The 24,903-nt window shown below is 35.9% G+C and carries 42 protein-coding genes and 1 pseudogene; 39 read left to right on the forward strand and 4 right to left on the reverse strand.

What is annotated here, in order from left to right; all coding sequences use genetic code 11:
• From IGJ49_RS05240 to IGJ49_RS05275, 8 genes and pseudogenes are all read left to right on the forward strand, one after another.
• A complete protein-coding gene (locus tag IGJ49_RS05240) occupies positions 1 to 2,097 on the forward strand; it encodes a cation:proton antiporter (protein ID WP_010735759.1) in 2,097 nt (698 codons plus the stop codon).
• Between the two features lie 222 nt (positions 2,098 to 2,319).
• The gene (locus IGJ49_RS05245) at positions 2,320 to 4,206 is read left to right on the forward strand and encodes an ABC-F family ATP-binding cassette domain-containing protein (RefSeq protein ID WP_438722622.1); all 1,887 of its coding nucleotides are present in this window, start codon (positions 2,320 to 2,322) and stop codon (positions 4,204 to 4,206) included.
• Between the two features lie 10 nt (positions 4,207 to 4,216).
• On the forward strand, positions 4,217 to 5,164 hold the full coding sequence (locus tag IGJ49_RS05250; protein ID WP_023519479.1) for a thymidylate synthase: 948 nt from the start codon (positions 4,217 to 4,219) through the stop codon (positions 5,162 to 5,164).
• A 14-nt stretch (positions 5,165 to 5,178) separates the two neighbouring features.
• Positions 5,179 to 5,691 carry a dihydrofolate reductase gene (locus IGJ49_RS05255; RefSeq protein ID WP_023519480.1) on the forward strand — a complete coding sequence of 171 codons (513 nt, stop codon included), beginning with the start codon at positions 5,179 to 5,181 and terminating at the stop codon, positions 5,689 to 5,691.
• A gap of 264 nt (positions 5,692 to 5,955) precedes the next feature.
• The gene (locus IGJ49_RS05260; RefSeq protein ID WP_438722625.1) at positions 5,956 to 6,798 is read left to right on the forward strand and encodes a DegV family protein; all 843 of its coding nucleotides are present in this window, start codon (positions 5,956 to 5,958) and stop codon (positions 6,796 to 6,798) included.
• Positions 6,799 to 7,040: 242 nt separating this feature from the next.
• Positions 7,041 to 7,937, forward strand: coding sequence for an SGNH/GDSL hydrolase family protein (locus tag IGJ49_RS05265; RefSeq protein ID WP_375152206.1), 897 nt, complete (start codon positions 7,041 to 7,043; stop codon positions 7,935 to 7,937).
• Positions 7,930 to 8,586 carry a YpmS family protein gene (locus tag IGJ49_RS05270; RefSeq protein ID WP_010735753.1) on the forward strand — a complete coding sequence of 219 codons (657 nt, stop codon included), beginning with the start codon at positions 7,930 to 7,932 and terminating at the stop codon, positions 8,584 to 8,586. Before IGJ49_RS05265 ends, IGJ49_RS05270 begins: the two co-directional genes overlap by 8 nt.
• 32 nt (positions 8,587 to 8,618) lie before the next feature.
• Positions 8,619 to 8,870: pseudogene (locus IGJ49_RS05275) on the forward strand (peptide-methionine (S)-S-oxide reductase); the annotation flags it as partial.
• Between the two features lie 81 nt (positions 8,871 to 8,951).
• Here IGJ49_RS05275 and IGJ49_RS05280 read toward each other — a convergent pair.
• The 4 genes from IGJ49_RS05280 to IGJ49_RS05295 all read right to left on the reverse strand — a co-directional run bounded on the left by IGJ49_RS05280 (position 8,952) and on the right by IGJ49_RS05295 (position 11,926).
• A complete protein-coding gene (locus tag IGJ49_RS05280; RefSeq protein ID WP_438722627.1) occupies positions 8,952 to 10,082 on the reverse strand; it encodes a tyrosine-type recombinase/integrase in 1,131 nt (376 codons plus the stop codon).
• Between the two features lie 12 nt (positions 10,083 to 10,094).
• Positions 10,095 to 10,409 carry a hypothetical protein gene (locus IGJ49_RS05285; RefSeq protein WP_167592546.1) on the reverse strand — a complete coding sequence of 105 codons (315 nt, stop codon included), beginning with the start codon at positions 10,407 to 10,409 and terminating at the stop codon, positions 10,095 to 10,097.
• A 61-nt stretch (positions 10,410 to 10,470) separates the two neighbouring features.
• Positions 10,471 to 11,025, reverse strand: coding sequence for a DUF4352 domain-containing protein (locus IGJ49_RS05290; protein ID WP_167592547.1), 555 nt, complete (start codon positions 11,023 to 11,025; stop codon positions 10,471 to 10,473).
• A 145-nt stretch (positions 11,026 to 11,170) separates the two neighbouring features.
• Positions 11,171 to 11,926 carry a helix-turn-helix domain-containing protein gene (locus IGJ49_RS05295; RefSeq protein ID WP_438722629.1) on the reverse strand — a complete coding sequence of 252 codons (756 nt, stop codon included), beginning with the start codon at positions 11,924 to 11,926 and terminating at the stop codon, positions 11,171 to 11,173.
• Positions 11,927 to 12,075: 149 nt separating this feature from the next.
• Here IGJ49_RS05295 and IGJ49_RS05300 point away from each other — a divergent pair, with 149 nt between their 5' ends.
• From IGJ49_RS05300 to IGJ49_RS05450, 31 genes are all read left to right on the forward strand, one after another.
• Entirely contained in the window at positions 12,076 to 12,345 is a 270-nt protein-coding gene (locus IGJ49_RS05300; RefSeq protein ID WP_167592548.1) for a helix-turn-helix domain-containing protein, read from the forward strand.
• A gap of 11 nt (positions 12,346 to 12,356) precedes the next feature.
• Positions 12,357 to 12,674 (forward strand): MerR family transcriptional regulator, encoded by a 318-nt coding sequence (locus IGJ49_RS05305; RefSeq protein WP_167592549.1) that lies wholly within the window; start codon positions 12,357 to 12,359, stop codon positions 12,672 to 12,674.
• 134 nt (positions 12,675 to 12,808) lie between these two features.
• Complete coding sequence (locus tag IGJ49_RS05310; protein ID WP_438722631.1) at positions 12,809 to 12,958, forward strand: hypothetical protein; 150 nt, start codon at positions 12,809 to 12,811, stop codon at positions 12,956 to 12,958.
• A gap of 41 nt (positions 12,959 to 12,999) precedes the next feature.
• Positions 13,000 to 13,335, forward strand: a complete 336-nt coding sequence (locus IGJ49_RS05315; protein ID WP_438722632.1) for a hypothetical protein — start codon at positions 13,000 to 13,002, stop codon at positions 13,333 to 13,335.
• On the forward strand, positions 13,332 to 13,493 hold the full coding sequence (locus IGJ49_RS05320; RefSeq protein WP_438722634.1) for a hypothetical protein: 162 nt from the start codon (positions 13,332 to 13,334) through the stop codon (positions 13,491 to 13,493). The genes IGJ49_RS05315 and IGJ49_RS05320 overlap by 4 nt, the downstream gene beginning before the upstream one ends.
• Complete coding sequence (locus IGJ49_RS05325) at positions 13,486 to 13,830, forward strand: hypothetical protein (protein WP_438722635.1); 345 nt, start codon at positions 13,486 to 13,488, stop codon at positions 13,828 to 13,830. The genes IGJ49_RS05320 and IGJ49_RS05325 overlap by 8 nt, the downstream gene beginning before the upstream one ends.
• A complete protein-coding gene (locus IGJ49_RS05330) occupies positions 13,823 to 14,593 on the forward strand; it encodes a DUF1071 domain-containing protein (RefSeq protein ID WP_438722637.1) in 771 nt (256 codons plus the stop codon). The genes IGJ49_RS05325 and IGJ49_RS05330 overlap by 8 nt, the downstream gene beginning before the upstream one ends.
• 9 nt (positions 14,594 to 14,602) lie before the next feature.
• The gene (locus tag IGJ49_RS05335; RefSeq protein ID WP_438722639.1) at positions 14,603 to 15,331 is read left to right on the forward strand and encodes a putative HNHc nuclease; all 729 of its coding nucleotides are present in this window, start codon (positions 14,603 to 14,605) and stop codon (positions 15,329 to 15,331) included.
• Positions 15,324 to 16,157: a DnaD domain protein gene (locus IGJ49_RS05340; RefSeq protein ID WP_438722641.1), complete on the forward strand. Its 834-nt coding sequence runs from the start codon at positions 15,324 to 15,326 to the stop codon at positions 16,155 to 16,157. The genes IGJ49_RS05335 and IGJ49_RS05340 overlap by 8 nt, the downstream gene beginning before the upstream one ends.
• 15 nt (positions 16,158 to 16,172) lie before the next feature.
• Positions 16,173 to 16,493 (forward strand): hypothetical protein, encoded by a 321-nt coding sequence (locus IGJ49_RS05345; RefSeq protein ID WP_438722643.1) that lies wholly within the window; start codon positions 16,173 to 16,175, stop codon positions 16,491 to 16,493.
• Positions 16,494 to 16,688 carry a hypothetical protein gene (locus IGJ49_RS05350; protein WP_438722645.1) on the forward strand — a complete coding sequence of 65 codons (195 nt, stop codon included), beginning with the start codon at positions 16,494 to 16,496 and terminating at the stop codon, positions 16,686 to 16,688.
• A 17-nt stretch (positions 16,689 to 16,705) separates the two neighbouring features.
• Positions 16,706 to 16,924 (forward strand): hypothetical protein, encoded by a 219-nt coding sequence (locus IGJ49_RS05355; RefSeq protein WP_438722647.1) that lies wholly within the window; start codon positions 16,706 to 16,708, stop codon positions 16,922 to 16,924.
• A 12-nt stretch (positions 16,925 to 16,936) separates the two neighbouring features.
• Complete coding sequence (locus IGJ49_RS05360) at positions 16,937 to 17,350, forward strand: hypothetical protein (protein WP_438722649.1); 414 nt, start codon at positions 16,937 to 16,939, stop codon at positions 17,348 to 17,350.
• Between the two features lie 2 nt (positions 17,351 to 17,352).
• The gene (locus tag IGJ49_RS05365; protein ID WP_438722651.1) at positions 17,353 to 17,589 is read left to right on the forward strand and encodes a hypothetical protein; all 237 of its coding nucleotides are present in this window, start codon (positions 17,353 to 17,355) and stop codon (positions 17,587 to 17,589) included.
• Positions 17,583 to 17,714: a hypothetical protein gene (locus IGJ49_RS05370; protein WP_438722653.1), complete on the forward strand. Its 132-nt coding sequence runs from the start codon at positions 17,583 to 17,585 to the stop codon at positions 17,712 to 17,714. Before IGJ49_RS05365 ends, IGJ49_RS05370 begins: the two co-directional genes overlap by 7 nt.
• An 11-nt stretch (positions 17,715 to 17,725) precedes the next feature.
• Positions 17,726 to 18,229: a hypothetical protein gene (locus IGJ49_RS05375; protein ID WP_438722655.1), complete on the forward strand. Its 504-nt coding sequence runs from the start codon at positions 17,726 to 17,728 to the stop codon at positions 18,227 to 18,229.
• Positions 18,230 to 18,246: 17 nt separating this feature from the next.
• Positions 18,247 to 18,561 carry a MazG-like family protein gene (locus IGJ49_RS05380; protein ID WP_438722656.1) on the forward strand — a complete coding sequence of 105 codons (315 nt, stop codon included), beginning with the start codon at positions 18,247 to 18,249 and terminating at the stop codon, positions 18,559 to 18,561.
• Complete coding sequence (locus tag IGJ49_RS05385; protein ID WP_438722658.1) at positions 18,558 to 18,767, forward strand: hypothetical protein; 210 nt, start codon at positions 18,558 to 18,560, stop codon at positions 18,765 to 18,767. The genes IGJ49_RS05380 and IGJ49_RS05385 overlap by 4 nt, the downstream gene beginning before the upstream one ends.
• Positions 18,764 to 19,165 carry a YopX family protein gene (locus IGJ49_RS05390; RefSeq protein WP_438722660.1) on the forward strand — a complete coding sequence of 134 codons (402 nt, stop codon included), beginning with the start codon at positions 18,764 to 18,766 and terminating at the stop codon, positions 19,163 to 19,165. Before IGJ49_RS05385 ends, IGJ49_RS05390 begins: the two co-directional genes overlap by 4 nt.
• Positions 19,162 to 19,737 (forward strand): DUF1642 domain-containing protein, encoded by a 576-nt coding sequence (locus IGJ49_RS05395; RefSeq protein WP_438722661.1) that lies wholly within the window; start codon positions 19,162 to 19,164, stop codon positions 19,735 to 19,737. Before IGJ49_RS05390 ends, IGJ49_RS05395 begins: the two co-directional genes overlap by 4 nt.
• Complete coding sequence (locus IGJ49_RS05400; protein WP_438722662.1) at positions 19,734 to 19,877, forward strand: hypothetical protein; 144 nt, start codon at positions 19,734 to 19,736, stop codon at positions 19,875 to 19,877. Before IGJ49_RS05395 ends, IGJ49_RS05400 begins: the two co-directional genes overlap by 4 nt.
• Positions 19,874 to 20,071, forward strand: coding sequence for a hypothetical protein (locus tag IGJ49_RS05405; RefSeq protein ID WP_438722664.1), 198 nt, complete (start codon positions 19,874 to 19,876; stop codon positions 20,069 to 20,071). Before IGJ49_RS05400 ends, IGJ49_RS05405 begins: the two co-directional genes overlap by 4 nt.
• The gene (locus tag IGJ49_RS05410; protein ID WP_438722666.1) at positions 20,068 to 20,298 is read left to right on the forward strand and encodes a hypothetical protein; all 231 of its coding nucleotides are present in this window, start codon (positions 20,068 to 20,070) and stop codon (positions 20,296 to 20,298) included. Before IGJ49_RS05405 ends, IGJ49_RS05410 begins: the two co-directional genes overlap by 4 nt.
• Positions 20,295 to 20,516 carry a hypothetical protein gene (locus IGJ49_RS05415; RefSeq protein ID WP_438722668.1) on the forward strand — a complete coding sequence of 74 codons (222 nt, stop codon included), beginning with the start codon at positions 20,295 to 20,297 and terminating at the stop codon, positions 20,514 to 20,516. The genes IGJ49_RS05410 and IGJ49_RS05415 overlap by 4 nt, the downstream gene beginning before the upstream one ends.
• A complete protein-coding gene (locus IGJ49_RS05420) occupies positions 20,513 to 20,707 on the forward strand; it encodes a hypothetical protein (protein ID WP_438722669.1) in 195 nt (64 codons plus the stop codon). Before IGJ49_RS05415 ends, IGJ49_RS05420 begins: the two co-directional genes overlap by 4 nt.
• Before the next feature lie 67 nt (positions 20,708 to 20,774).
• A complete protein-coding gene (locus IGJ49_RS05425) occupies positions 20,775 to 20,978 on the forward strand; it encodes a hypothetical protein (protein WP_438722671.1) in 204 nt (67 codons plus the stop codon).
• 4 nt (positions 20,979 to 20,982) lie between these two features.
• Complete coding sequence (locus IGJ49_RS05430) at positions 20,983 to 21,120, forward strand: hypothetical protein (RefSeq protein WP_438722672.1); 138 nt, start codon at positions 20,983 to 20,985, stop codon at positions 21,118 to 21,120.
• A complete protein-coding gene (locus tag IGJ49_RS05435) occupies positions 21,092 to 21,805 on the forward strand; it encodes an ORF6C domain-containing protein (protein WP_438722674.1) in 714 nt (237 codons plus the stop codon). Before IGJ49_RS05430 ends, IGJ49_RS05435 begins: the two co-directional genes overlap by 29 nt.
• Before the next feature lie 92 nt (positions 21,806 to 21,897).
• Positions 21,898 to 22,314, forward strand: coding sequence for an ArpU family phage packaging/lysis transcriptional regulator (locus tag IGJ49_RS05440; protein ID WP_438722675.1), 417 nt, complete (start codon positions 21,898 to 21,900; stop codon positions 22,312 to 22,314).
• A gap of 339 nt (positions 22,315 to 22,653) precedes the next feature.
• Positions 22,654 to 23,490, forward strand: coding sequence for a phage terminase small subunit (terS, locus tag IGJ49_RS05445; RefSeq protein WP_438722677.1), 837 nt, complete (start codon positions 22,654 to 22,656; stop codon positions 23,488 to 23,490).
• Positions 23,480 to 24,895: a DEAD/DEAH box helicase family protein gene (locus IGJ49_RS05450; RefSeq protein ID WP_438722679.1), complete on the forward strand. Its 1,416-nt coding sequence runs from the start codon at positions 23,480 to 23,482 to the stop codon at positions 24,893 to 24,895. Before terS ends, IGJ49_RS05450 begins: the two co-directional genes overlap by 11 nt.
• Positions 24,896 to 24,903 lie beyond the last annotated feature (8 nt).

The following is a 24,903-nucleotide window of genomic DNA, read 5'->3' on the forward strand; positions in this document are numbered from 1 at the left end:
ATGGAATTTGCAGAGTTAGTGATTGTTTTTGCAGTCACGATCACGCTATCCAACATAGCAAGTCGTATCTTGCCAATGATCCCTGCACCACTGATCCAAATATTTCTTGGCGTGGTTTTAGGATTGACCGAATGGGGTGAATCCATCAATTTTGAACCTGAATTATTTTTAGTGATGATCATCGCCCCCTTGCTTTTTAGAGAAGGAGAAAAAGCGGATATCGCCTCGATCCTGAAAAATTTCGATACGATATTGTTTCTCGCTTTTGGTGGGGTGATCTTGACTTTGATTGGCGTTGGAGCAACGTTATCATTTCTGTTGCCCAGTGTCCCTTTAGCCGCGTGTTTCGCTTTTGGTGCAGCACTAGGTCCGACAGATGCGGTGGCAGTCAGTTCGCTTTCCAATCGTGTGAACATTCCGAAAAAAGCCATGCATATTTTAGAAGGTGAAGGGTTACTGAATGATGCTTCTGGCGTAACAGCCTTCCAATTTGCCTTAGCTGCTTTGATCACTGGGACGTTCTCTGCGGTAAACGCAGGCGTTACACTGATTTTATCAAGTATTGGCGGGGCAGTAGTCGGCTTTTTGCTTGTCTGGGTAAAAAGAAAAATCATTGGTTTGATCGAGAAAGCATCGGCACGTGACGTAACAGGCTACTTATTGATTGAATTGTTGTTGCCTTTCTTAGCGTATGTTTTAGCCGAAGTCTTTCATGTTTCAGGAATTATTGCAGCAGTGGTTGCAGGGGTATTACAAGCCTCAGGATTTAAAAAAATCTCAGTCTTTGATGCGGAGTTGTCAACTTTATCGAATAGTACATGGACAACGATTGCCTTCACATTGAATGCGCTGGTATTTATATTTTTAGGAATTGAACTGACACAAGTCTTTACACCAGTTTGGGGAGATGGACTGTATTCGAATAGTTTGTTGCTAATGATCATTTTATTGGTTTCAATCATGCTGTTCGTCATACGCTTCGTTTCAATCAGCTTATTTTATATGTTTAAGGGCGGTTTTCAAAGTTTCAAAAAACAACTGAATGAAGTCTTGATCTTAACTTTTGGGGGTGTAAAAGGAACAGTCAGTTTAGCGACTATTTTTATTTTACCATTCACGATCAATCAAATGGCATTCAATCAACGATCATTGCTCTTATTTTTAACGGCAGGGGTTATTTTGGTCACGTTGATTATCGGGATCATTGTATTGCCAATGTTGACTGAAACAGAAGAAGCAGCGACAACTGATTTAAAAGCTTTGATGATCTTGGAAGAAGTGATTGAAACACTACGCTTAGAAAAAGAAGCGGAAGAACCAGGATCAAAAGCTTATTTAGCGATAGAAGCAGTGATTGAGACTTATCAAGAAAGAATCAGTGAGCTTTATTTATCTGATTTGAGTGGAGATGAAAAGCAAGAAGTCCAAGAAATCCAAGCGTTGATTTTATCGATTGAGCGAGATGGCTTGGATGAAAGATATCGTTCTGGGAAGTTGTCTTCTAATGGCTATCGCTTTTATTCAAGATTCCTAGCTAACTTTGAACAGTCGATCACAAGTCAAATTTTGTCATTCATTGGATTTTGGTTTATTGTGGTACGCCGATTGATGCGGATCGTTCTCCACCCCAAAATGTTTTGGCAAAGACGGCAAAGTGATCGCCAAACTATGATCTCTGATAAAGACATTCAGGAAATTCGAGAGACGTATCAAAAGAATACGCAATTGATCATCGAAAGTTTGGAGAATCTAACGGACGTTTATGATGATACGATGATCGGATTCTTTATCGAACAACGAAAAGCTCAGGGGATTCGGATGATGAGTGGTAATCTGATTTCCACTTGGATGATCCAACAAGATCGTTTGTTTACGAAGAAGATGCTAAGAGGTTACTATTTAGAAAGAAAAGTCATTGATGAATATGAAGTCGCAGAAACGATCACGACTTTTTCTGCGAATCAATATAGACGAAATATCAATCTGTTGGAGTCCTATACAATGAATCAACCGACAGATCGTTTTTCATTTCGCTTTGCGTTCCAAGCAAAAGCAAAGAAATTTCAATTGAAACAAGACCAAAAGAGGAAGTTGTGACAAAGCACAGCTCCTCTTTTTTTTTGAGGTTGTGACAGAAGTCGTTTAACCTTAATAATTAAGTTCATCCAGGAAGTCAGGTTTTTGAATCCTGTGTATTTGGTTATATGAAGTGAGAGAACACGTATCTTCAATGCTACCTAAAAAAAAGAATATTCGAAAAAAACTATCTTTTAAACAATTGTTTTATGTTACAATATCCAAGATAAGGGGGGAGTACTGGTGAAAGAGCTAAAAATAACTGACCTCAAAAAAACATATGGAGAAAAAGAATTATTTAATCAGATCTCCTTTTTGATCCATGAACATGATCGCATCGGTTTGATTGGTACCAATGGAACTGGTAAAACAAGTCTTTTGAATATCATCGCTGGACTTGACAGTGGAGATGGTGATCAGCAGACAGTTTTTTATCCGAATGATTACCGTATCGGTTATTTATCACAAACCGATTCATTTGCAGAAAATGATACGGTCTTACAAGCTGTTTTTCAAGGGAATAGTCCATTGATCCAGACTGTACGACTCTATGAGGAAGCCTTGATTGCATTAGCTGAAAATGGCGATGATGAAGCAGTCCAAAAACGCTACGCATTGGCAGAAGAGCGAATGAATAAAGAGGACGCTTGGACGACGGATACAAATGCCAAGATCATTTTGCAAAAACTAGGGATCAGTCAATTAGAAAAGAAAATCGGTGAGCTTTCGGGTGGACAAAAAAAACGTGTCAGCTTAGCACAGGTTTTGATCGATGAACCTGATCTTTTATTACTTGACGAGCCGACAAACCACTTAGATTATGCAGCGATCGAATGGTTGGAATCTTACTTGAAACAATATCGTGGTGCCTTATTGATGGTTACCCATGATCGTTATTTCTTAGATCGTGTCACGAATCGGATCTTTGAACTTGCCTTTGGGAATCTTTATGAATATAAAGGCAATTATGAAGCTTATCTTATTGAAAAAGCCGAGCGAGATCGTGTCGAAGTCGAACAAGAAGAAAAGCGTAAACGCCTGTATAAGCAGGAGCTTTCTTGGATGCGAGCGGGAGTACAAGCTCGTGGGACGAAACAGCAAGCACGTATCAATCGCTTTGAAGATTTAAAAGAAAACTTATATCAAGTCAATCATGATACGGATATCGAACTAAATATCGCGACACAACGTTTAGGTAAAAAAGTGATCGAGATCAAGGATGGTTCGTATTCGATTGAAGGAAAACCTTTGCTCCAACACTTGGATCTATTGATCCAATCAAGAGAGCGTCTAGGAATCACTGGAGAGAACGGTGCTGGAAAGTCAACGTTGTTAAATATCTTAGCAGGGAAATTATCCTTAGATAGTGGCATCTATACGATTGGCGAAACTGTTCTATTAGCTTACTATACACAGGAAAATGAAAAAATGTCTCCGGACAAACGAATGATTGCTTATCTGCAAGAAGCGGCAGAAGAAGTCCAAACTGCGGATGGAACGCAAATCGGTGTCGCCGAACTTTTGGAGCGGTTCTTGTTTCCAAGATTCATGCACGGAACACTGATCCGTAAACTGTCTGGTGGGGAAAAGCGTCGTTTATATTTACTCAAATTATTGATCCAGCAACCAAATGTTCTATTGCTGGATGAGCCAACCAATGACTTAGATATCGCTACTTTAACGATTTTGGAAGATTATTTCCGGACATTCCCTGGAGCGGTGATCACCGTTTCTCATGACCGTTATTTCTTAGATAAGGTAGTTGATAAACTGTTAGTTTTTCTAGGAGATGGCAAACAAGAGCTTTATTATGGCGATATGTCTAGCTATTTAGCCAAACGCAAAGAAGATCAACAGATTCAACCAGAAAAAGTCAAAGCTAAGATAGAAGAAAAAAAATCTGAGCCAAAGAAAAAGCTTTCTTATATGGAACAGAAAGAATGGGCAACAATCGAAGATGAGATTGCGGAACTAGAGAATCGTTTGGATGAATTGCAAGAGGAGATGAACCATCAAGGGGATGATTTCACACGATTGCAAGAATTACAAAAAGAAGTAACCACAACTGAAGAACTGCTGGAAGAAAAAATGTCACGTTGGGAATATTTAAGTGAATGGGCAGATAATTAGGAGGGAAAAGATGGAGCAAGCATATCTTGATCTAGGGAAAAAGTTGTTATCTGATGGACATGTAAAAGGTGATCGTACGGGAACAGGAACATTTAGTTTATTCGGTTATCAAATGCGATTTGACCTGCAAAAAGGCTTTCCGTTATTGACGACAAAACGTGTACCTTTTGGTTTGATCAAAAGCGAATTATTATGGTTTTTGAAAGGAGACACGAATATCCGTTATCTTTTACAAAATAATAACCATATTTGGGATGAATGGGCATTTGAACGGTATATCAAAAGTGAGGATTACCAAGGGCCGGATATGACAGATTTTGGACATCGTAGTTTGACTGATCCAGAATTCAATAAAGTCTATCAAGAAGAAAGCAAGAAATTCTGTGAAAAGATAGTGGCAGATGAAGAATTTGCAGAAAAACATGGAGATCTTGGTCATATTTATGGCTATCAATGGCGTCATTGGGAAACCAAAGAAGGTAGTTTCATCGATCAAATCAAAGAAGTTATCGAAGCTATCAAGCAGACACCTGATTCAAGACGACTGATCGTCTCAGCATGGAATCCAGAAGATGTGCCAAGTATGGCTTTACCTCCTTGCCACACGATGTTTCAATTCTATGTAAATGACAATAAACTAAGTTGCCAGCTGTATCAAAGAAGTGCTGACGTGTTTTTAGGTGTCCCGTTCAATATTGCTAGCTATGCTTTATTGACACATCTGATTGCGCATGAAACGGGATTAGAAGTTGGTGAATTTATCCATACTTTAGGCGATGCGCATCTTTACTCAAATCACGTAGAACAAATGAAAGAACAATTGTCTCGTGAAGTTCGTCCATTTCCGAAGCTAGTATTGAATACAGAAAAAAACTCTGTGTTTGATTTTGAAATGGATGATATCAAAGTTGAAGGATATGAGCCGCATCCTTCAATAAAGGCACCTATCGCGGTCTAAGAAAGGATGAGAAAATGTTCGCTGCAATCTGGGCACAAGATGAAAATGGCCTGATCGGAAAAGAAGATAGACTTCCTTGGCATTTGCCGAATGATTTGAAATTTTTTAAGCAAATGACTGAAGCGAATGTATTGATCATGGGACGAAAAACATTTATGGGGATGGGCGGTAAGCCACTACCTAATCGTAAAACGATTGTTTTGACAAGAGACCGTGAGTTTACAGCCGAGGGCGTACTAGTGATGCATGATGTCAATGAAGTATTAGCTTATGAAAAAGAAGTAGATGAAATTTTATTTGTTGCTGGAGGGTCAGCAATCTATGAAGAATTTTTACCTTACTGCACAATTTTGTATCGTACGGTGATCCATCACTCTTTCGAAGGAGATACGTATTTTCCTGCTGTAGACTGGCAAGCATGGTCATTGATCAATATCAGTCCGGGAGAAATAGATGAAAAAAATAGTTATGCACATCAGTTTGAGACGTATAAACGTAAAGAAGAACACACAACAGAAGAGATATAATGTTTCGTTGAACCTATAGATTCAAAGCGGAAGAAACCGAAATGGATTTTTTATCATTCAGGTTTCTTCTGCTTATTTTGTCGTTCCATCAAAAAAAGTAGAACAGATAAAGAAAACTGAGTAGAACCATGTTATCATAACAAACAATTTATTTTAAATTTGTTTATAACTGAATTTGATGAAAAAACAGAAGTTCTTTGGTATACTGAAAGTGGACCTGCCTGAAAAATGCTAGGCACTTTGTGAAAGAAAGAGTGTGAAATAATGACAAACGTAAAAATAGTAACAGATTCTTCTTGTACAATGGAAAAAGCAGTACGAGATCATTTGAATATTCATGTTATGCCATTATCAATTATGATCGATGGCGTTGTATATTCTGATGACGATCAACTAGGCGGAGAGAAATTCATGGAAATGATGGCTAAATCAAAATCATTACCTAAAACAAGTCAACCGCCGATCGGCGAATTCATTTCAACGTATGATGAATTAGGACAAGATGGTAGTGAAGTGATTTCCATCCATATGACGAAAGGGTTAAGTGGAACGGTTGAAGCTGCAAGACAAGCAAGCAACTTAACGAAAACAAACGTCACAGTCATTGATAGTGATACGACTGACCAAGGTTTATCTTTCCAAGTGATTCGTGCGGCTGAAATGGCCAAAGAAGGTAAATCAGCAGAAGAGATCCTTGCTGAAATTGAGAAGATCAAAAATAATACCAAACTTTATATCGGTATCTCCACATTGGATAACTTAGTAAAAGGTGGAAGAATCAGTCGTGCAACTGGTTTACTATCAAGTATGTTAAACATTCGTGTGGTGATGAACTTTGCTCATTCAGAGCTGATTCCTGTGACAAAAGGTCGTGGGAAAAAGACTTTCGACAAGTGGTTCGATGGCTTGAAGAAAGAACTGAAGGCTCTACCGAACGTTCGCCAGATCGGTATCTCACATGCAGGTGCCACAGAGCTTGCTCGAGAGTTTGAAGAAGGCTTGAAACAATTGTTTTCCGATATGGACATCCCAGTATTGCATACAAATCCAGTGATTGCTACCCATACAGGGGAAAATGCTTTTGCAATCATGTATTATACCGATTGATGAATGTAAAATAAGGAATAGAAGGACAGATCATGTGAAGACAAATAAACGTGTTCTTTGTGATCTGTCTTTTTTCGTTCAAGTGCTACTAGCATAAGGAAGTGAGGAGGAAAAGACATTTTGAGATGCTCCACTTCCTTTAGCAGATGAGAAACAGCCTCTTTCTTTTTTTCAGAAAAGGGCTATTTTTTTAATTGGAATTTTGGTAATATAAGAAACAATCATGGTCTAGAGGTGAAACAATGAAACGAATGAAACAACAGTGGTTGCTTGTTTTGATCCCTTTGTTCACTGCAGTTCTTCTCTTTGTCGGACTCTCTTTGAGCGTGCCGAAAGCACAGCCTTTGTTAAAACCGGCAGCATCGGTTACTTCTGAAAGCAATCAAAAGGAAAAGTTACACTATGTAGCAATTGGCGATTCATTGACTGAAGGAGTAGGCGACCAGACGAAACAAGGTGGTTTTGTTCCGTTAGTCGCAAATGACATAAAAGAAAGATACGGTTTGACAGCCATTGAAATTGAAAACTATGGTGTAAATGGCGAACGAAGTGATCAAATATTAAAAAGATTGAAAAGCAATGAAGAAATCCAAAAGAATATCGAAACCGCAGACATTATTACCTTGACTGTTGGTGGGAATGATTTAATGAAAGTGATCCAAAATAACCTTTTTGGTATCAGTATCCGTTCATTCAATAAACCAATCAAGAAGTATCAAGAAAACGTCCAAGCCATCATCGAAGAGATACGAGGGTTAAATAAAGAGGTACCTATCTATATTTTAGGGATCTACAATCCATTTTATTTGAACTTCCCTGAGATTACAGATATGCAAACGATTGTGGATAACTGGAATGAAGGAACACAGCAAGTAGTAAATGAAGCAGAAAATAGCTATTTTATCCCGATCAATGATCTATTGTATCAAGGATTAAATCAAGAGGTCGGAATTACTGAAGCTTCTGATCAGTCAGCTTCTAGCGATAGTTCGAACGGGACGAAAAATAATGTGTTATATGAAGAAGATCATTTTCATCCTAATAACTTAGGCTATCAATTGATGGCTAATGCTGTGAGAGATCAATTAATCGAAACGCATGAAAAATGGCTGATCAAGGAGGGAAACAAGGATGGATAAACGTAGTTCAACAGTTGTAAAAAACAAAAGGCATAACTACTGGAAATACGCATTTCTGATTTTATTAGGCCTGATCATTGGTTCGACGATTTTCTTGGGTACGCGGATATTCGCCAATCGTGAACCTGATTTGCCAGAAGTACCAGCGATTACAGAAAGACAAGGCGATCCAGTATTGACGATCAATACTCAAAAAGAAAAAGTCAACCAACTGATCAGCTTTTTCTTGACAGATTTCCAAGAAGGACAAGATATCAAGTACAAATTTTATTTAGAAAATGAAGCATTGCTTAATGGGACGTTTGAAGTGTTAGGATTCCCTATCGACTTTTACTTGTATTTTGATCCGTATGTAATGGAAAATGGTAATGTTCAGTTAAAAGCAAAAAGTCTATCGATCGGTACATTGAATCTGCCGATCAAAGATGTGATGAATATGATCAAGCGAAATTACAAACTACCTGAATGGATCGAGATCAATACAGACGATTTAACGATCATGTTACGATTAGACCAATTCCGTATGCAAAATGGAATGTACATCAAAGCGGACAAAATTGATTTAGTCAACGATGATATTCGCTTTAGTTTGTATTTACCAAAAGATTCCTCAACGACGGAAGAAACGACCGAATCTAGTACTAATTAAGTGATATCTCGAGAGTAAGGGAGGAATCAACAATGGAACGAGCAATATTTGCAGGAGGTTGTTTTTGGTGCATGATCCAGCCTTTTGACACATTACCTGGCATCCACACGATCATGTCCGGTTATACTGGAGGTCATGTGCCAAATCCAACGTATGAACAAGTGAAAGCCAAAACAACAGGACATACTGAAGCAGTAGAAATCTTGTATGATCCTGAATTGATCTCATACGAGGCATTACTTGAGCTTTATTGGCAACAAACAGATCCTACAGACGCTTTTGGTCTGTCATATTAATTTTTATTTGTTGATTTAGCGCCTTTTAGGCGCTTTTTTTAACTTTTGACTACCCCTTTGACTACCATTTTATAAATCCATGTACCTTAAGAATTTCTCTGCACTTTCTTTTTCTGCTTCTTTAGTAACGTGGGTATAGATTTCTAGTGTTGTATTTATATTGGTATGACCTAGTCTTTCTTGAACCTGTTTGATACTTGCTCCAGCTTCGAATAATAGAGAAGCGTGAGTATGTCTAAATCCATGTGGAGTGATATTATATTGAGGATATTTTCTTAATATTTCATTCAGAAATGAATTATGAATGAGGTTGTTGCTATTACTAGAAAATATCAATTGTTTTTTGTCTGGTTTGATTGGTATTCCACGAGAAAGCAAGAGCTTCTTTTGTTCTAATTTCCATTGTTTTAATAAAGAAATTGTGGACTTGTCTACAGAAATTATCCTTGTGGACTTATTTGTTTTAGTAGACGTGATATAAGGATTTCCATTCAAATAATATCCTGTTTTATTAATAGATAAAGTTTGGTTAGTAAAATCAATATCATTCCATGTTAGCGAGATAAGTTCTCCTTTTCGGAGTCCTGTGTAAGCGAGGACATGAAACATTGTGTAAATACTGAAAGTCTCTTGCTGTTTTACTAATCCTAAAAAATCTTTTAATTGGTAACGATCTAAAAAGTTCTCTTTTTCTGTTTTTTGATGGCTCATTTTTCTAGGAACTAAAATATTATCCATTGGATTTGAAGAAATGAGATTGAGTGACATTGCATAAGTAAAAACCTTTTTTGTGTAACTTCTGAGACGAGTAGGGGCATTTTCTTCATTCCACTCATTTACTATTTTTTGACAGATTGCTGTATTTATTTTATTAATTCTCATGTGACTGAATTTAGGCAATATCTGATTATTGAATAGATATTGAACTCTTTGAACACTCGACTCTTTCACGGTATGTTTATAATTAGCAAACCATAATTCATAGACTTCTTTAAATGTGCTATAATTTTTTTTAGAAAAACTATTAGACTCTATTTCTATTTGGAGCTGAGCTAGTGCAAGCTTGGCTTCTTTTTGTGTTTTAAATCCTCGTCTAGTAGTGCGTTTCTTTTTCCCAGTTAATGGATCAATACCTAGATATGCCTGAAACATATAGGCTGTTCTCCCATCTTTTTTTGTATATTTTTTTATTGCAGCCATGAAATTCACTTCCTATTCCAATTCTATATCTAAAATACTATTGTCAAATGATTCTAAAATCTCGTTTTTTTCTATGAAATCAATCCATTCTTCATATCCATTGTATTTTGGAATTCCTAAATGAGATTTAAGTTTTTGATAGGTATTCGTCACGATTTTTTTCCATTCTTCTTCGCCAGTACGAATGATTTTATCATCATCCCATTTTTTTGTTTTTCCAGTTCGTTTACTATTTTTTGATATTTGATAGTCTTTCCATTTTGTTAAAAAGATATGTTTTGAATTAGAATTGTTTTCTAACCATTCTTTGAATTCTTGATATTGCATATTTTTCTCCTTTCGAATATATGTTCTTATCTGTTGTAAAAGAAAAGCCCGAAGGCTTTTATTAGTTTAATAAAATATCTACAGTTTCATCGTTCCAAAATGATGTTTCATATTGAAGTTTCAATTTTGCATTAGGGTCTGCTTGTCCTACAAGGTTACCAGTAACAGATGCACCATTATCTAAGTCTCCAGAATTAAGTCGATCGGTGGCAATACCATCAGTAACAATTTCATCTACATCTGTTGCATTACCATTAGCATTTAATTTAAAATTGTATGGATTATAGCTTTGTTTTTGGCCAGTATTATTGGTAATAGTAACATTTATAATTACATATTGTTTGCCAGTATCAGGAGTTTCATATTCACTACCATTGCTGAAGTTCACATTATTTACTTTAATTTCATATCCTTTGTAACTAACAGTATCTCCTACATGGTATTCTTTAGATAAAGTATTATCTGAAGAATTATTTGTATTTGTTTCACCTGCGCTTTTCGAAGTGTTTGAATCAGAACTACTTCCTAAAAAAGCGAAACCTATAATACATAATATAATAAATCCAATAAATACCCCAAAACAGCCAAACATACCTTTTCCAAAACTTTTCAACATAAAATTTCCTCCTTGTTTTTATAAGCTTATTTTTATATAATTTTATTGTAACGAATCTCAGAAATGAGGAAAGGGTTCATGTGAAAGCATGGGCTTTTTTTATTTACAAAAAACCACCTAATCAAATGACTAGGTGGTTCGTTTTTTATAAAACCACTTTGCCAATAATCCTAAAATCGTTAGAGTCATCAACAATAATGTCTTTATATTTTTTATTAAATGATTGTAAACGAGCTTTATCGTTTTCAAAAAAAACTTTTTTGATGAATGCCTCTCCATCTACGATAACAACGCCAACATTTCCGTTAAATAAAGTATCTTGTTTAGAAACGAAAATATAATCCTGATCATAAATTACTGGTTCCATAGAATCTCCATTGACAGTTAAACAAAAATCAGCTTCGATAGGAATTTGTTTTTTAGGAAGTGAAATGACCTCTTTTGTATCAAATATGAATTCTCCAGTACCTGCTGAAGCACATCCGTACCAATCTATATCGACAAATTCTTCTTTTTGTTCTTTCAATTCTCTGTATCTTTGAAGAGAATGAATTTTATTGTTTTGTCCAGGATTTTGCTGTTCTTCCAATTCATGTTTAGCAAAGTCATAGACTTTTTGTTGTCGAGGTGTGGTGAGTTGAGAAGAAGTCTCATTAATTAAAGATAAAATAGAGTTTTTTGTATCTATTTTGTCAGCACCGAATAATAGAGTTTCAACGTCAGTATCAAAAAAAGTAACTATTTGTTCTACTTCTTCGATTTTTGGATATCTTTCTCCAGAAATCCATCGGGAAACAGTAGATTTATTACGACCTAAATAAGTTCCTAATTCTTCCATAGTCATATTTTTTTCTTGACGAAAAAAGTCTAACATTTTTCCGAATTTAATTTCTCTTTTCATTATATTGTGTCACCACCTTTGATTACAAGTATATATTCACATAAATCAAAAGTAAATAAAAAAGTTTACAAAAATGCAACCTAATTGTTGACAAAAATGCAACAAAAGTTTATTATGAAAATGTAATCAATAAGGAATGAGGTGATAACGTGAGCAAAGCAACTTTTAAGCCATTGGATAATTTAATAGAAGAGAAAGGATTACGTTATAATTTTGTTGCAAAAAAAATGGGTATTAATCCTAGTTATTTATGGCAAATGAGATGTAATTTATTTAAGATGGACATCAATCATATGGAGCTTTTAGCAGAAATATTAGGTGTTGATTTTTTTGATATATATGAATTACGAAAAAAATTTGAACAAGAAGTTTCCAAAAATGCAACTAGAGATTTGAATTCAATCAAACAACCGGCGTAGGAGGTGTACTCGTGGAAACATCAAGCGAATTAGCAGGATTGATTGAAAAGTTAATTGAAGAAAAAGTAGATGAAAGAATACAAGTACTAGAAGCTACTTATTTTGCTAAGTCAAAACAAACCCTTTTTACTATAAAGGAACTTGCTGATAAATGGGGCTGTTCAGAAAAAACAGTTGATATTTATTTAAAGCAAGGGGGAGTCGAACCAGTTGATAAAAGCGGTCGATGCTACCTGTATGATTTAGCCGAAGCTGAAAAAGCAAAACAAAGTTATACCAAAAAAGTTTTAGTTGATCAAAAGCTAAATTATCGTATGAGAGCCATGTAAAGTCTACACGCACCACTTCCGAAAAGAGGAGTTGCAGGATACCTCCTTTCAACTATCTGCAACCAATACTACTTTTTCATAATGCAACTCCTCTTCTTGGAGGTGGTGACGGTGAGAGGCAAAGGAGGGATTAAATGACGTTACAAGAGCATCAATACTTGATGCGAAAACTAAATCAGGAATACCACGAAGAAATGAAACCTAGATTGTTAGGGGAACAATGGCGTGAACGCCAGAAGAAGTGGCAAGAAATAAAAAGACCGACTAGCGACGGCAATCGCTAATCGGCAACAAATCAAAAATTATAACAGGAGAATTATAACACATGAACGAAAAAATTAAAAATCTTATTGAAGAATTAAAAAGTGAATGTCAAAAACAAGGTGTTTCTATTATTTGTACAGCACAAAAAGAAGGGGAACTTAAAAGCATCATTCATGGTGAGAAAGCCGAATTTTTACTTTGCCTTGCTATGCAAGAGGAACATTTAGATGAGAATTTTCCAGTACCAGCACATATTGTGCGTAGAATTGCTGTAGATGCTTATAAACAAGCACAAAACGAAGAAGAAAATCAATCTTCAAATCATACCTTTGTTATTGACAACGAAGAGGATTTCGCTGACGTAATGACTCGGATTCTCAAGGGGGAATTTGAATGAAAAAAACACGAATTAATGTGAAAGGAGCATATGCCCTCGTTGGTGTGGGCATGTGCTTCGCCACAATTAATATTCGCTATGGTTGGATTTACTTCATTACTTTAGTTTTGACTTATTTATTCAATTCCACGCTCAAGGAAGTGAATGAGCATGAATAATTTTGTACAGTCACTAGACAATTATATTACCACTCCGAATTTCGGAAATCCTACCAAAGAAGATAATTATGGTTTGAAATTAGAACCTAGAAAAAATGTGCTAACGAGTGAACATCTAGATAATGATCAAGATGACTTTGGAAACTTCGTATACAAAGATGATCAAATGCACTTGATACATCTAACGAAACACATGAATCATCCAGAATGGGTAATAGTCACTCGTGATGGTTTATTAGATGCCTTGGAAGAATACGAAGATTATTGGATAGAAATTTTACCTGCAGGTAAAGGAAAAGAATTTTTAAGGGAAATGGAGTCGATGTTTAGTGAGTGAAGCAAAAGAAAATGTATTTCTAACTTTGAATTCTCTCAACGTTAATGAACACGTTGAAAAAAAGAAAACAGGAAATATTGAATTATCTTATCTTTCATGGGCTTGGGCATGGGAAGCTGTCAAAAAACATTATCCTGATGCTTCCTATCGAATATTGAAATTTGAGAATAACTTACCTTATGTGTTCGATGAAAATACAGGTTATATGGTTTTTACTGAAGTAACAATAGACGGAATCACTCATGAAATGTGGCTACCAGTGATGGATAGTTCAAACAAAGCGATGAAGTCAAAACCTTATACGTACGATACAAAAAATAGAAAGAATATACCAGTAGATAAAGCCTCAATGTTTGATATCAATAAGACAATCATGCGTTGTTTAGTAAAAAATCTAGCAATGTTTGGATTAGGTCTTTATATCTATGCTGGTGAAGATTTACCAATGTTGCCAAAGGCAACGAAGGAGCAACGAGATGAGGCTAAGAAACTAGTTGCTGAAAATGCAAGGCTTGCTAAGATGACACAACAAAAAGCGATGACGAGATTCTTAACAAATATACAATATGCTGGGAAATTTGAAGATATTGATGTAGAAACTTGTGAGGCATTGATACAAACAGCTTCCGATGCGCTAGTAAAAATGAAAGCAAAAGTAAAGGAAGAGCAACAGAAAGAAGAGTCATCAGGATCAACGGAACATGATGGAACAATAAACGATCAACAGAATTCTTTATTTGATCCTACAAATCCACCAATGTGAAGTGATTAGATGCAACAATCATTCGTTATAACAAATTACAACAAAGAAAAACGATTGTTGACTGTACAGTTGAAAGAAGACTTAAATATCGAGCGATTAAAAACGATGTATTCGAATGATTTACGTGCGGTTTTAGGTGTTCTTATGTTGCCAGACCCTCGAAGATTTAGCGAAGCCCAAAGGCTTTTATATTGGGCTTTGCTAGGAGATATACACCGATGGTCTGGTACTTCAACAAGTCAGTTAAATGATTATTTCAAAGAAGAGTATGTGATCCAGTATTTTACAGAAATAAGTGTCGCAGATAATTCAGATGCAAGTGTGACAGAGGTGAATAACTTAATTGAATTGGTACTTGATTTCATGTTTGAGTGGAATGTTCCTTTTCCACGCTCTTATGAAATTTTACCGAAGCATGAACAGTTTTATCACTATCAATGCTGTAAGCACCGCAAATGTGTCATATGCGGACAATCTGGAGCGGATATTCACCATTTACAAGCAGTAGGAAATAGAAAGAGATCACAAGTTGATCATCGCAAGTTTCCGTTGACATCATTATGTCGGAAACATCATAACGAGGCGCACAATATAGGTGTTACTCAATTTATGAATAAGTATCAAATTCATCCTGTTTATTTGAATGGCGCAGATTTGATACGAATTGGTGTGATGAATATGAATCAAATAAGAAGCTTTGATGATAGATATAAGCAAGAAAGAGGTACTCATGAGTAAGTTATTAATTGATGATTATCCTATTCAAGTATTGCCTAAATTAGCGACAGTCATTGGGCTGAACGAAGCAATTATTTTGCAACAGCTCCATTATTGGTTGAAAAGCAAAAGTGCAAAAATGATTAAAGGTAGGAAATGGATTCATAATACTTATGAAGAATGGCAAGGACAATTTCCGTTTTGGAGCGTAGCAACAGTTAAACGTACTTTAACTTCTTTAAGTAAACAGAATCTAATAATTAAAGAAAATTATAACAAAGCAGGATTTGATAAAACAATTTGGTATTCCATTGATTATGACAAGCTCGAAGAGGTGACCCAACGATTGGGTCAAAATGACCCGACGGATTGGTCAAATTGCACCAATGGATCAGGTCAAAATGACCTCACCAATACCATAGACTACCCAGAGACTACCACAGAGACTACAAGCATGCTAGCAGCGATGGCTCAGATCTCACAACTTTACCAACAAAAAATTAAACCAATGGATAGTCCTCAAAACATCGATCGAGTGCAGAGCTTTTTAGAAGACGGTGTCGCCCTTGAGGTTATTCTATACGCCATTGAGATTTCAGCAAGAGATGGCGGACATACGGCCGGGTATGTGGTTAAGAAGCTTAACGATTGGCAAAGACGTGGTGTCAAAACGGTAGATGATGCGAAGTTAGCTGATGAAGCATGGAAAGCTGAACACTCGCCTAAACTGTTCAAGAAAAGTCCTGCTAGAAGAGAGCCTATCCCGAAATGGTTGGCAGACTATGAAGAACAAGAAAGGCTCAGAAAAGAAAGAGAAGCGCATCGATATGACGATGTTCCTTTCTAAACATGAGGTGATACTTTGAAAGAATATAACTATCTCAAGTTGTTAAAAAAACTAGGAGAATGTAAACAAGGTGATGAACGACAATGTTTGCAAGCAGTTTATAGCCAGCTAAAAGATTTAACCGAAGAACAAATCAAAAACGATCGTTCAAGTTGGAGTAAGTTGCGTGTTTACTATGCGCTTTACGTAGACCCTACAAAGTTAGGACATGTTTTTGAGAAGGGAAAAGATGGACTTCACACAAAAAAGCCGAAGTATTCTCTTTTGTCATTTAAGGAGTGCTACCGAGGTCTACAGAAACATTTGGAAGCCCAACAAAAAGGAGTGGTCGTGTAGGTGGGACAGCCAAAACAAACAGGTGGGACACCTAAGAAAAGACCGAGATTTTCTCTTGATGATGAGACGATAGAGCAACTTAATTGGATGCATGAGGAAGATGCCAAGAAAGCAAGTTATCGAATCTATCCATCGGATACGTTGAAGAAAATCATTAACGAAGCGTACACAGTACGCAGAGCATTTAGAAATTAGCTATTGGAGGTTTGAATGTGGCATATGTTGTAAAAGCAATGTGTTATGTCGATTCAGAAGGATATGGCGTTCCTGATTTGAAGAAGGCAAAGCGATATAACACAAAAGAAATGGCTGAACTAGCCGCTTATGTGAGTAATGGTGAAGTGGTAGAAGTGAAAGATTATTCTAAGAAACTTGTACAGAAAAAAAGGAAACAAGCTAAATCTAATCAGGCTTGGATGAAAAAGCAATAAGGAGTTAATTTTATGAAACTGACAGAAGACTTTAAATTAATTGCATTGAATTCTCAGGAAAGAGATCCAGAAGTGACTATCTCAAAGTATGGAATTAATTTTAGTAAAGCAGCAGCAGAATGCCTGAAATTCTCAGAATATGCTTTAGTTTACTTGAATGATAAAACAAAGATGATTGCAATTGCACCAGCTGTTAAAACAAGTAATGGAGCAGTCAAGTTTTACAAACCTAAAAATAAAACTAGTAAAAATCCTAGTATTAAAAATGGCAGATTTCTTAGTGTATTAGCCAAGATGTGTCAGTGGGATATTGAAAATAAAACTTATTATGTGAAACCAGAATACCTTGAGGATGGAAAAGGTATTTACCTTGATTTAAATAAAGCCGAAGAAAAAGAACGTCGTATTTTTGGACGAGGTGAGTAATCATGAGCAGAAAAAAGAATTTTATTCCAGAAGTTGGCCAAGAAGTCGAATGCTTCTGTTGCGATTCAAAGCGCTATACACCATGGTTATATCCGTTTGAAGGATACGTAAAAGAAGTTTATGACAAATCAGCAATGGTAGTCATTCGAACGACACATCCAGATGATGACTATTTAGTAACTGGTTACCACGGAAAAACGATTGTTCCATTTACAGAAATGAGGGCTGTGGAATGCTAGATTTGAAAGGTTTACTAGATATCGCATCAGCTTTTTTAGGATGTGGACTTGTTTTGACAATGGCAATGATTGTATTAGCAGGAATAGTTAAATTTGGTGTACTGCTTTGGCAAATGATTTTTTAGGAGGATAAACATTGGCAAGCGTTTTAAATGAACCAGTATATAGAATTAAGGAATATTCTAATTTGAATCGTTTATATGCAGAAAAAGAAAAACAAGGAAAAGTAATAAGTGAAGAAATCAAACGTGTAATAACAGAATTTCCACACTTTGGTGATGGCAATTTAGGAATATGGTCAAGATCGTGTATGGGATTAAAAGTAGGAAGCCCAGTGGAAAAAGAGTATGAAGCTGAATTGACGAAAAAAGAAATTCAAGGCTATCGAATTTTTAAAAAGAAAAGCCCGACTTTAAAGGTTTTAAAAGACTTATTAGGTGATTCATTAGAAGCTTTTAATGCAGCAAGAGCAAATTATAAGTTTGAACTGCATACACAGTACGGTATTAACAATGTGAGTGGTACACATTTTATAGATGGACAACTCTATGTAGGACTTAGAGGAGAACCAGAGAAAAATAGCGAGGAACTAGAACCAATGGATTACAAAGAGTATCTTTCGCTTTATGCAAATGAGTAATTTTAGGAGGAAAAACAATGGACGAACTAATCGCAAAAGTAGAACAGTGGGCAAGAGAAAAAGGTTTAGACCAAGCAGATTCTAGCAAGCAAATGCTTAAAACGGTCGAAGAAGTCGGCGAGGTTGCATCAGCATTGGCTAGAAAAGAGAAGGATGCTTTGAGAGATGGCATTGGAGACGTAGTAGTAACCTTGATCATTCTATCAATGCAAAATGACATGGACCTATACAAATGTTTAAACCAAGCGTACAACGAAATCAAAGGACGTAAAGGTGTAATGGTTGATGGCGTGTTTGTGAAACTAGAAGATTTACTGGAGGACAGCAAATGAAATTTTATGTAATTAAGTTTGGTCAATATTTTTACAGAAAAAGTGATGAATTTATGAATGTTGCTTCATTGAATTTAACTACTCTATTACAAGATTCTCAGTGGTTTCGTAGCTATGAAAATGCGAGGGAAACTGCGGAAAAATTTGGTGGTGAAGTTAAAGAATGTAGTGTGTTGGGGTTGGAAAATATGGAGGACGGCGAATGATACCAAAATTTAGAGCGTGGCACATTATTGATAAAAAGATGATCTCGTGGAAAAGACTATTGAATGGCCATAATTTACGAAACGTTTTTATGCGGCCTGAAATGTGTAATTTAAAACTCATGCAATCCACAGGACTGAAAGATAAGAATGATGTAGTGATTTTTGAAGGAGATATAGTACTTGTCAATGTAATTAATGGTTTTGATAATTTAGTTAATGAAAAAACGATTGTACAAGAGTCCGAATTTCATTCCGGATTGATTTGTAAATCATTAACTAGTGAAATGGAATATAGATTATTCAAGCGTAATAAGATGGGGTATGAATACGAAATCATCGGAAATATATACGAGAATCCAGATTTATTAGATAGCGATTTAGTGGAGGTAGAGCGATGAAAGCAATTGAAGATATTATCCATGAACTAAATCTAAAATGTACTGCTTTAAATACAAATTCAGTGACTATTGAACAGACAGATGAAAATGATGAATTTAAATGTAATTCTCATGTATCTGATTTTAATAAAGGGAAAATAGAAGGGTTAAGCGAAGCTAAAAAGTTGTTGGAAGAAGTCAAGCAACTAGACGAACCGCAGAGGGAAACCATACCTAAATGTGCACATGAATTTATCCTAGAAGGAACAGGCTTAGGCTTAAGTTACTTTGAAATTATTACTAGTGCTGAATCTTTTGCTAATGCGAAACCACAAGATGAATTCTCGAAATGGTTAAGGAAAAATAGTGGTTTGTTCATTAGGTCATTACTAGACGGCTACGAGGTCAAGAAAGAGCCGTTGTACAGAGTTAAACTAGGCGAGGGATATTTCGTTGAGTATCAAGGAAGAGGTGCGCTGATTATGATTATCCCTGACGACAATAAAGAAATTAAGATATTCGATTCGAAATCAGATGCTGAGCGCACTGCTCAAACGATTGGCGGAACAGTGGAAGAGGTGGCAGAAGGATGAAAGTATTAGATAAAGTCACCGGTGCAATAGTAGAAGTTGCTTTTATAACGAACAACGGGAGTGTGTATCACCTCGTTAATTCAGAAGGTGTCATCTATAGGAGGTTTTCAGATGAAGTCGAACAGGAGGAAGCGGAATGATTACCGTAGGCGCGTTTTTAAGTTATGCATACACAGGTATGCAAATTCAACGTTTTGATGAGAAAAATCAAGAATATGATGGACTATATAGTATTGATGAATTCGTCGAGCGTTATGGAGATAAAAGAATAAAGTGGTTCTCTGTTACGAATGGTTGTGGGTATTTAGTAATTTCATTGGAGGAAGCGGAATGATAAAAATGACATTGGAAGAACTACGACAAAAATATAAAAGAGGCTGGTATAGAAAAGGTAAAACATATCGTTTTCTATGTGCTATTGATGGTATGGGGTTTCTGATATATAAAACAAAAACAGCAATGAAAAAGAAAACATCCACGGTGTGGGGAATTAATCCAGAATGTGATGATTGGTTTTCTAAAGCTGAATATATTGGATTAGATTTGGAGGAATCTGAATGAAAATATCAATTGAAACACTAAAAAAAATCATTGATGAAAGTAGAAATGATTTAACGTTAGACGAACTATTAACTAGAGCCAATGTTGGTGACGATGATCTTGATTGGGAAGATTATGAAGTATTACGAGCATGGACAAGTGTGTTAGTTAATGAAGCTCTGGATGCAATATTGATGAGAAGTGCGTTTTGTGCTGAAAAGGGAGAAGAAGCAGAATGATAAATACAATCATTAAAGCAGATAACGACGAACAAGGTTGGATGAACTCATTCAATGATTGGAATAGTAGTAGTTACTCATTAAATCAGAAAATTGATTCAAAAGAGGTTGAAGAACTAAAAAAAAGAATCGACGAATTTAACCACTCTGTGGCATGTGGTCCAGCGGTTCGATTGGAGGAAAAAGAATGATCTATCCAGCTCTATTTATCTTACTTTTCGTTTTCATGTTAGTAATCATCCAAGAGGAGAATCAAAAATGAACGAATTATTATGGTTCATTGTATTCGTAGTAGTCGGGATTGTTTGCTTTTTAGTCGGTTACTGGAATTGTTTATTGAAATTAATCAAAGTATTAGACAGCTCCTTAGAGTATGAACATATTTCTAAAGATAAGCAGTACAGAGAAGGTTGGCTTGAGTGTATAAGCCATATAATCAATCAGTTTAAATGGAAGGTATAAACGTATGGGAAAAACAAAATCTAAAGTAAAGAAGAAAAAACGCCGTTTGGAACAAAAGGCTATTCAGAATGGGACGGCTAACGCAAAGCATTTGAAGAAGGGAGAAAAACAGAATGGATCTGATACCGATTATCACAAATGAAAATAATGAACAGTTAGTAAGCGGGAGAGACTTACACGAGTTTTTGGAAGTAAAGGACAATTACACAGATTGGTTTAAGCGGATGATAACTTATGGATTTGATGAAGATGTTGATTTCATAGGTTTATCGGAAAAATCCGATAAACTCGGAGGACGACCACGTATTGATCACGCAATGAAGCTTGATATGGCGAAAGAGATTTCAATGATTCAACGAACAGAAAAAGGCAAACAAGCACGTCAATATTTTATTGAAATCGAGAAGAGAAGTAAGCAAAGAGAACACGAATTATTAAGTGATCCTAGAACACAGCTCAAATTACTTTATCAATTTGGAGAGCAAACGGCAGTTCGTGTAGATGCTATTGAAAAAGATGTTTCTATATTGAAAGATACGATGCGAATCAGCGGAAAACAAGAAGCGGATATTCAACGAGCAGGCAAGCAAAAAGTGATTGAAGTTCTTGGTGGAAAAGATAGTACAGCCTATGAATCAATCAGCAAGAAAGTATTTGCGAATTTTTGGTCAGAGTTTAAACGATATTTTGCTATCCCTAGATATGGCGAATTACCTTGTAAACAATTTGATGAAGCACTTAATTTTATTGATGAATGGCTACCAGAGACAGCTATTAGAATAGAAATTCATCAATTAAATCGACAAGAACAGTTATTTAGAACATAAAAAATAGACAGCCAATAATTGGCTGTCACTACATAGAATGGTAATTGTTGAAAGCTTCTTTTATTATAACACAAAAGGAGCGATTTTGCTTGATGAATTTATTACGAGAAGTCGATTTTAAACAAACAAGAGATAATGCTAGAAGTGTTTTAAAGAATTTTAGACGTTTAGAGCGCATAGCAGGTCGTTCTTTGGTAGATATTAAATCACCAGTTATAACAGATATGCCTAAAGTTCCTAGTCATGGAAACAGAGCAGAAGATGCCATGATTCAATTAGCAGATGCTGAAACAGAACGAAATGCGATTCTAGGAGCTTTAATGGCACTTAGTTTGATTAGCCGACAGATACTTTATTATAGTTTCTGCGACGTTGAAAAGCATTCAAATTATGAAATCGGTCAATTGATTTGCGGTTACGGAGAGAAAAATGTAGAGAAATTAAAATCCAATGCACTAATTGAATTTGCAGAAGCGTATAAAAAAGGATCGTTGATTGCTTATCTATAATTTTTAGGGTTTTTATAGGGATTTTGTAGGGAAAGTGTAGGGTTTTTGAACGATTTAACGTGATATTATGATAGTGTCGAAAGATTAGGAAACAGGATCGACAAAATAAACGAAGGGAGGAAATCTCCCTCATCGTTTGAATTAAGCTTTGACAGACAGCAATCAAACAAAAATACAGTAAAGGAAGTGGAAACGCTCCTTGCCTATGTGTTTCTCTATTTGTTTCAACTGGTTGCTGTCTGTTGTTACATATGAGATCACTCGTTGAGTGGTCTTTTTGTTTTGAAAAATAGAAAAACAAAACTCAACCTAAGAAGATTGTGAGGTGGTGTGGTTTGAATGGCAAGGAAACGTGATCCAAGACGTGATGAAGCCAAAAAGATTTGGTTAGAATCCAACGGAGAAAAGCAATTAAAGGATATTGCAGATGAACTAAATGTTTCAGATTCACAAGTTAGAAAATGGAAATCTATAGATAAATGGAGTGCTGAATTGAAAGGTAATGTTACCATTGGCAAAAGTAACGTTACCAATCAAGGTGGCGCTCCTTTTGGTAATCAGAATGCAAAGGGGAATAAAGGCAATAGCCGAGCATCACCGCCAGTAGGAAACAAGAACGCTTTGAAAACTGGCGAGTATGAAACTATATTTTACGAAACACTAAGCGATGAAGAGAAGGACATCTATTCTAATTTGAATAATGATCCTTCTTTTGTTTTGTCTGAGGAAATACGGTTGCTGAAGATAAGACAGTTGCGAATGATGAAAAGAATACAGCAAGCCGAGGCTGGTTTAAAAGATGAAGAAATCGAACGCCTGCAACAGTTAAGGAAAATCAAAACGCCGATTGAAAAAGACGGTAGAAAGCTAGAAATTAAACGAGAGGTTATGCAAGATGTTCAAGTTAGCAGAAAAACACATCGCAAAATTGATGACATTCTTTCAATTGAAGATTCATTAACTCGGATTAGCAATCAGTTATCTAAAGCCATTAAGCAAATGAATGAACTATATATAACAGATTACAAAACTGATTTAATGAAAGCACAAACCGAGAAAATTCAAGCTGAAACAGCTGATATTAGCGGTAATAATTCTGGTGAGGAAGTGGAAGAATGGAAGCAAGCAGTTTTAAATGCAGCAAATAAACGGGCGGTGAGAGGGAATGAGCAATGATTTTATCCCATTTGCTGATATAGGTGCTGCGATTGATTATTACTATGATAAGCCAGTAGCTTTTTGCCAAGATATATTGCGGTTAGATCCTGATGAATGGCAGGAAAGTGTTTTAAATGATTTGGCTGAATTTCCAAAGGTTTCAGTTCGTTCTGGACAAGGTGTTGGAAAAACAGCATTAGAAGCAGGAGCAATACTTTGGTTTTTAACTTGTCGACCATACGCTAAAGTGATTGCTACAGCGCCAACCATGAAACAACTTTACGATGTACTTTGGGCGGAAGTAGCTAAATGGTTAAATGATAGCTTGATCAAAAACTTACTGAAGTGGACAAAGACCAAAATTTATATGGTTGGTGATTCAGAACGTTGGTTTGCTACAGCTAGAACAGCAACGAAGCCAGAAAATATGCAAGGGTTTCATGAAGACCATATGTTGATTGTTGTAGATGAAGCTTCTGGTGTATCTGATCCAATTATGGAAGCTATTCTTGGTACGCTATCAGGTTTTGATAATAAGCTATTGATGTGTGGAAACCCAAATAATATTGAAGGTGTTTTTTACGATTCCCACAATTCAGACCGTGATAAATACAGAGTCCATAAAGTATCTAGTTACGATAGTAAACGCACAAACAAAGACAACATAGAGATGATTCTTAAAAAGTATGGAAAAGAAAGCGACGTTGCTCGTGTCCGTATTTTTGGAGAATTTCCCAAAGGAGCGTTGGATTCATTTATCAGTCTTGAAACGGTTGAATTGGCTACAGAAAAACGAATTAGTGATTATTTAGTCAATAAAACAACGGTTGCTCATATTGGTGTCGACGTAGCTCGATATGGTGATGATTCTACGATTCTTTTCCCTAGAATTGCTACCAGAGCATTGAAGTATGAGAAATATTCAAAACGTAGCACCATGGAAACAACAGGATATGTCATCAATATGGCCAAGAATCTAATGAATCAATATCCAAGTATTGATAAAGTGATGATTAAAGTTGATGACACTGGTGTCGGAGGTGGTGTAACTGACCGCCTTGAAGAATTAATAGAAGACAATCAGTATCCTTTTGAGGTGTTTGGAGTGAATAATGGTTCAACATCAGAAGACGATTTTTACGATAATTTAGGTACTCAACTATGGGGAAACATCAAGGAAATGTTAGAAGAAAATATGACAGCAAATCTTAACGGTGAACAACCGATTATTGAATTGCCTGATGATGGATCGTTGATTAAAGAACTGAGTACACGTAAATTCAAAATGACGAGTAGAAGTCGTATTCGTTTAGAAAGCAAAGATGATATGAAAAAGCGAAACATTGGTAGTCCAGATATTGCTGACGCGTTGGCTTTAGCATTTTATGAGCCACCAAGTCACTATCAATTTATTCAATTTTAGGAGGTGAG

The sequence above is a fragment of the Enterococcus sp. AZ171 genome, assembly GCF_051714005.1.
In the GTDB taxonomy this organism is placed as follows: Bacteria; Bacillota; Bacilli; order Lactobacillales; family Enterococcaceae; genus Enterococcus_B; species Enterococcus_B pernyi.

What these genes read in the sequence shown, in the direction of transcription:
- IGJ49_RS05240 (WP_010735759.1), top strand. Translation starts at nt 1, where the DNA reads ATGGAATTTGCAGAGTTAGTGATTGTTTTTGCAGTCACGATCACGCTA.
- IGJ49_RS05250 (WP_023519479.1), top strand. Translation starts at nt 4,217, where the DNA reads ATGGAGCAAGCATATCTTGATCTAGGGAAAAAGTTGTTATCTGATGGA.
- IGJ49_RS05255 (WP_023519480.1), top strand. Translation starts at nt 5,179, where the DNA reads ATGTTCGCTGCAATCTGGGCACAAGATGAAAATGGCCTGATCGGAAAA.
- IGJ49_RS05260 (WP_438722625.1), top strand. Translation starts at nt 5,956, where the DNA reads ATGACAAACGTAAAAATAGTAACAGATTCTTCTTGTACAATGGAAAAA.
- IGJ49_RS05265 (WP_375152206.1), top strand. Translation starts at nt 7,041, where the DNA reads ATGAAACGAATGAAACAACAGTGGTTGCTTGTTTTGATCCCTTTGTTC.
- IGJ49_RS05270 (WP_010735753.1), top strand. Translation starts at nt 7,930, where the DNA reads ATGGATAAACGTAGTTCAACAGTTGTAAAAAACAAAAGGCATAACTAC.
- IGJ49_RS05280 (WP_438722627.1), bottom strand. Translation starts at nt 10,082, where the DNA reads ATGGCTGCAATAAAAAAATATACAAAAAAAGATGGGAGAACAGCCTAT.
- IGJ49_RS05285 (WP_167592546.1), bottom strand. Translation starts at nt 10,409, where the DNA reads ATGCAATATCAAGAATTCAAAGAATGGTTAGAAAACAATTCTAATTCA.
- IGJ49_RS05290 (WP_167592547.1), bottom strand. Translation starts at nt 11,025, where the DNA reads ATGTTGAAAAGTTTTGGAAAAGGTATGTTTGGCTGTTTTGGGGTATTT.
- IGJ49_RS05295 (WP_438722629.1), bottom strand. Translation starts at nt 11,926, where the DNA reads ATGAAAAGAGAAATTAAATTCGGAAAAATGTTAGACTTTTTTCGTCAA.
- IGJ49_RS05310 (WP_438722631.1), top strand. Translation starts at nt 12,809, where the DNA reads ATGACGTTACAAGAGCATCAATACTTGATGCGAAAACTAAATCAGGAA.
- IGJ49_RS05315 (WP_438722632.1), top strand. Translation starts at nt 13,000, where the DNA reads ATGAACGAAAAAATTAAAAATCTTATTGAAGAATTAAAAAGTGAATGT.
- IGJ49_RS05320 (WP_438722634.1), top strand. Translation starts at nt 13,332, where the DNA reads ATGAAAAAAACACGAATTAATGTGAAAGGAGCATATGCCCTCGTTGGT.
- IGJ49_RS05325 (WP_438722635.1), top strand. Translation starts at nt 13,486, where the DNA reads ATGAATAATTTTGTACAGTCACTAGACAATTATATTACCACTCCGAAT.
- IGJ49_RS05335 (WP_438722639.1), top strand. Translation starts at nt 14,603, where the DNA reads ATGCAACAATCATTCGTTATAACAAATTACAACAAAGAAAAACGATTG.
- IGJ49_RS05340 (WP_438722641.1), top strand. Translation starts at nt 15,324, where the DNA reads ATGAGTAAGTTATTAATTGATGATTATCCTATTCAAGTATTGCCTAAA.
- IGJ49_RS05360 (WP_438722649.1), top strand. Translation starts at nt 16,937, where the DNA reads ATGAAACTGACAGAAGACTTTAAATTAATTGCATTGAATTCTCAGGAA.
- IGJ49_RS05365 (WP_438722651.1), top strand. Translation starts at nt 17,353, where the DNA reads ATGAGCAGAAAAAAGAATTTTATTCCAGAAGTTGGCCAAGAAGTCGAA.
- IGJ49_RS05370 (WP_438722653.1), top strand. Translation starts at nt 17,583, where the DNA reads ATGCTAGATTTGAAAGGTTTACTAGATATCGCATCAGCTTTTTTAGGA.
- IGJ49_RS05380 (WP_438722656.1), top strand. Translation starts at nt 18,247, where the DNA reads ATGGACGAACTAATCGCAAAAGTAGAACAGTGGGCAAGAGAAAAAGGT.
- IGJ49_RS05385 (WP_438722658.1), top strand. Translation starts at nt 18,558, where the DNA reads ATGAAATTTTATGTAATTAAGTTTGGTCAATATTTTTACAGAAAAAGT.
- IGJ49_RS05390 (WP_438722660.1), top strand. Translation starts at nt 18,764, where the DNA reads ATGATACCAAAATTTAGAGCGTGGCACATTATTGATAAAAAGATGATC.
- IGJ49_RS05395 (WP_438722661.1), top strand. Translation starts at nt 19,162, where the DNA reads ATGAAAGCAATTGAAGATATTATCCATGAACTAAATCTAAAATGTACT.
- IGJ49_RS05400 (WP_438722662.1), top strand. Translation starts at nt 19,734, where the DNA reads ATGAAAGTATTAGATAAAGTCACCGGTGCAATAGTAGAAGTTGCTTTT.
- IGJ49_RS05405 (WP_438722664.1), top strand. Translation starts at nt 19,874, where the DNA reads ATGATTACCGTAGGCGCGTTTTTAAGTTATGCATACACAGGTATGCAA.
- IGJ49_RS05410 (WP_438722666.1), top strand. Translation starts at nt 20,068, where the DNA reads ATGATAAAAATGACATTGGAAGAACTACGACAAAAATATAAAAGAGGC.
- IGJ49_RS05415 (WP_438722668.1), top strand. Translation starts at nt 20,295, where the DNA reads ATGAAAATATCAATTGAAACACTAAAAAAAATCATTGATGAAAGTAGA.
- IGJ49_RS05420 (WP_438722669.1), top strand. Translation starts at nt 20,513, where the DNA reads ATGATAAATACAATCATTAAAGCAGATAACGACGAACAAGGTTGGATG.
- IGJ49_RS05425 (WP_438722671.1), top strand. Translation starts at nt 20,775, where the DNA reads ATGAACGAATTATTATGGTTCATTGTATTCGTAGTAGTCGGGATTGTT.
- IGJ49_RS05430 (WP_438722672.1), top strand. Translation starts at nt 20,983, where the DNA reads ATGGGAAAAACAAAATCTAAAGTAAAGAAGAAAAAACGCCGTTTGGAA.
- IGJ49_RS05435 (WP_438722674.1), top strand. Translation starts at nt 21,092, where the DNA reads ATGGATCTGATACCGATTATCACAAATGAAAATAATGAACAGTTAGTA.
- IGJ49_RS05440 (WP_438722675.1), top strand. Translation starts at nt 21,898, where the DNA reads ATGAATTTATTACGAGAAGTCGATTTTAAACAAACAAGAGATAATGCT.
- terS (WP_438722677.1), top strand. Translation starts at nt 22,654, where the DNA reads ATGGCAAGGAAACGTGATCCAAGACGTGATGAAGCCAAAAAGATTTGG.
- IGJ49_RS05450 (WP_438722679.1), top strand. Translation starts at nt 23,480, where the DNA reads ATGAGCAATGATTTTATCCCATTTGCTGATATAGGTGCTGCGATTGAT.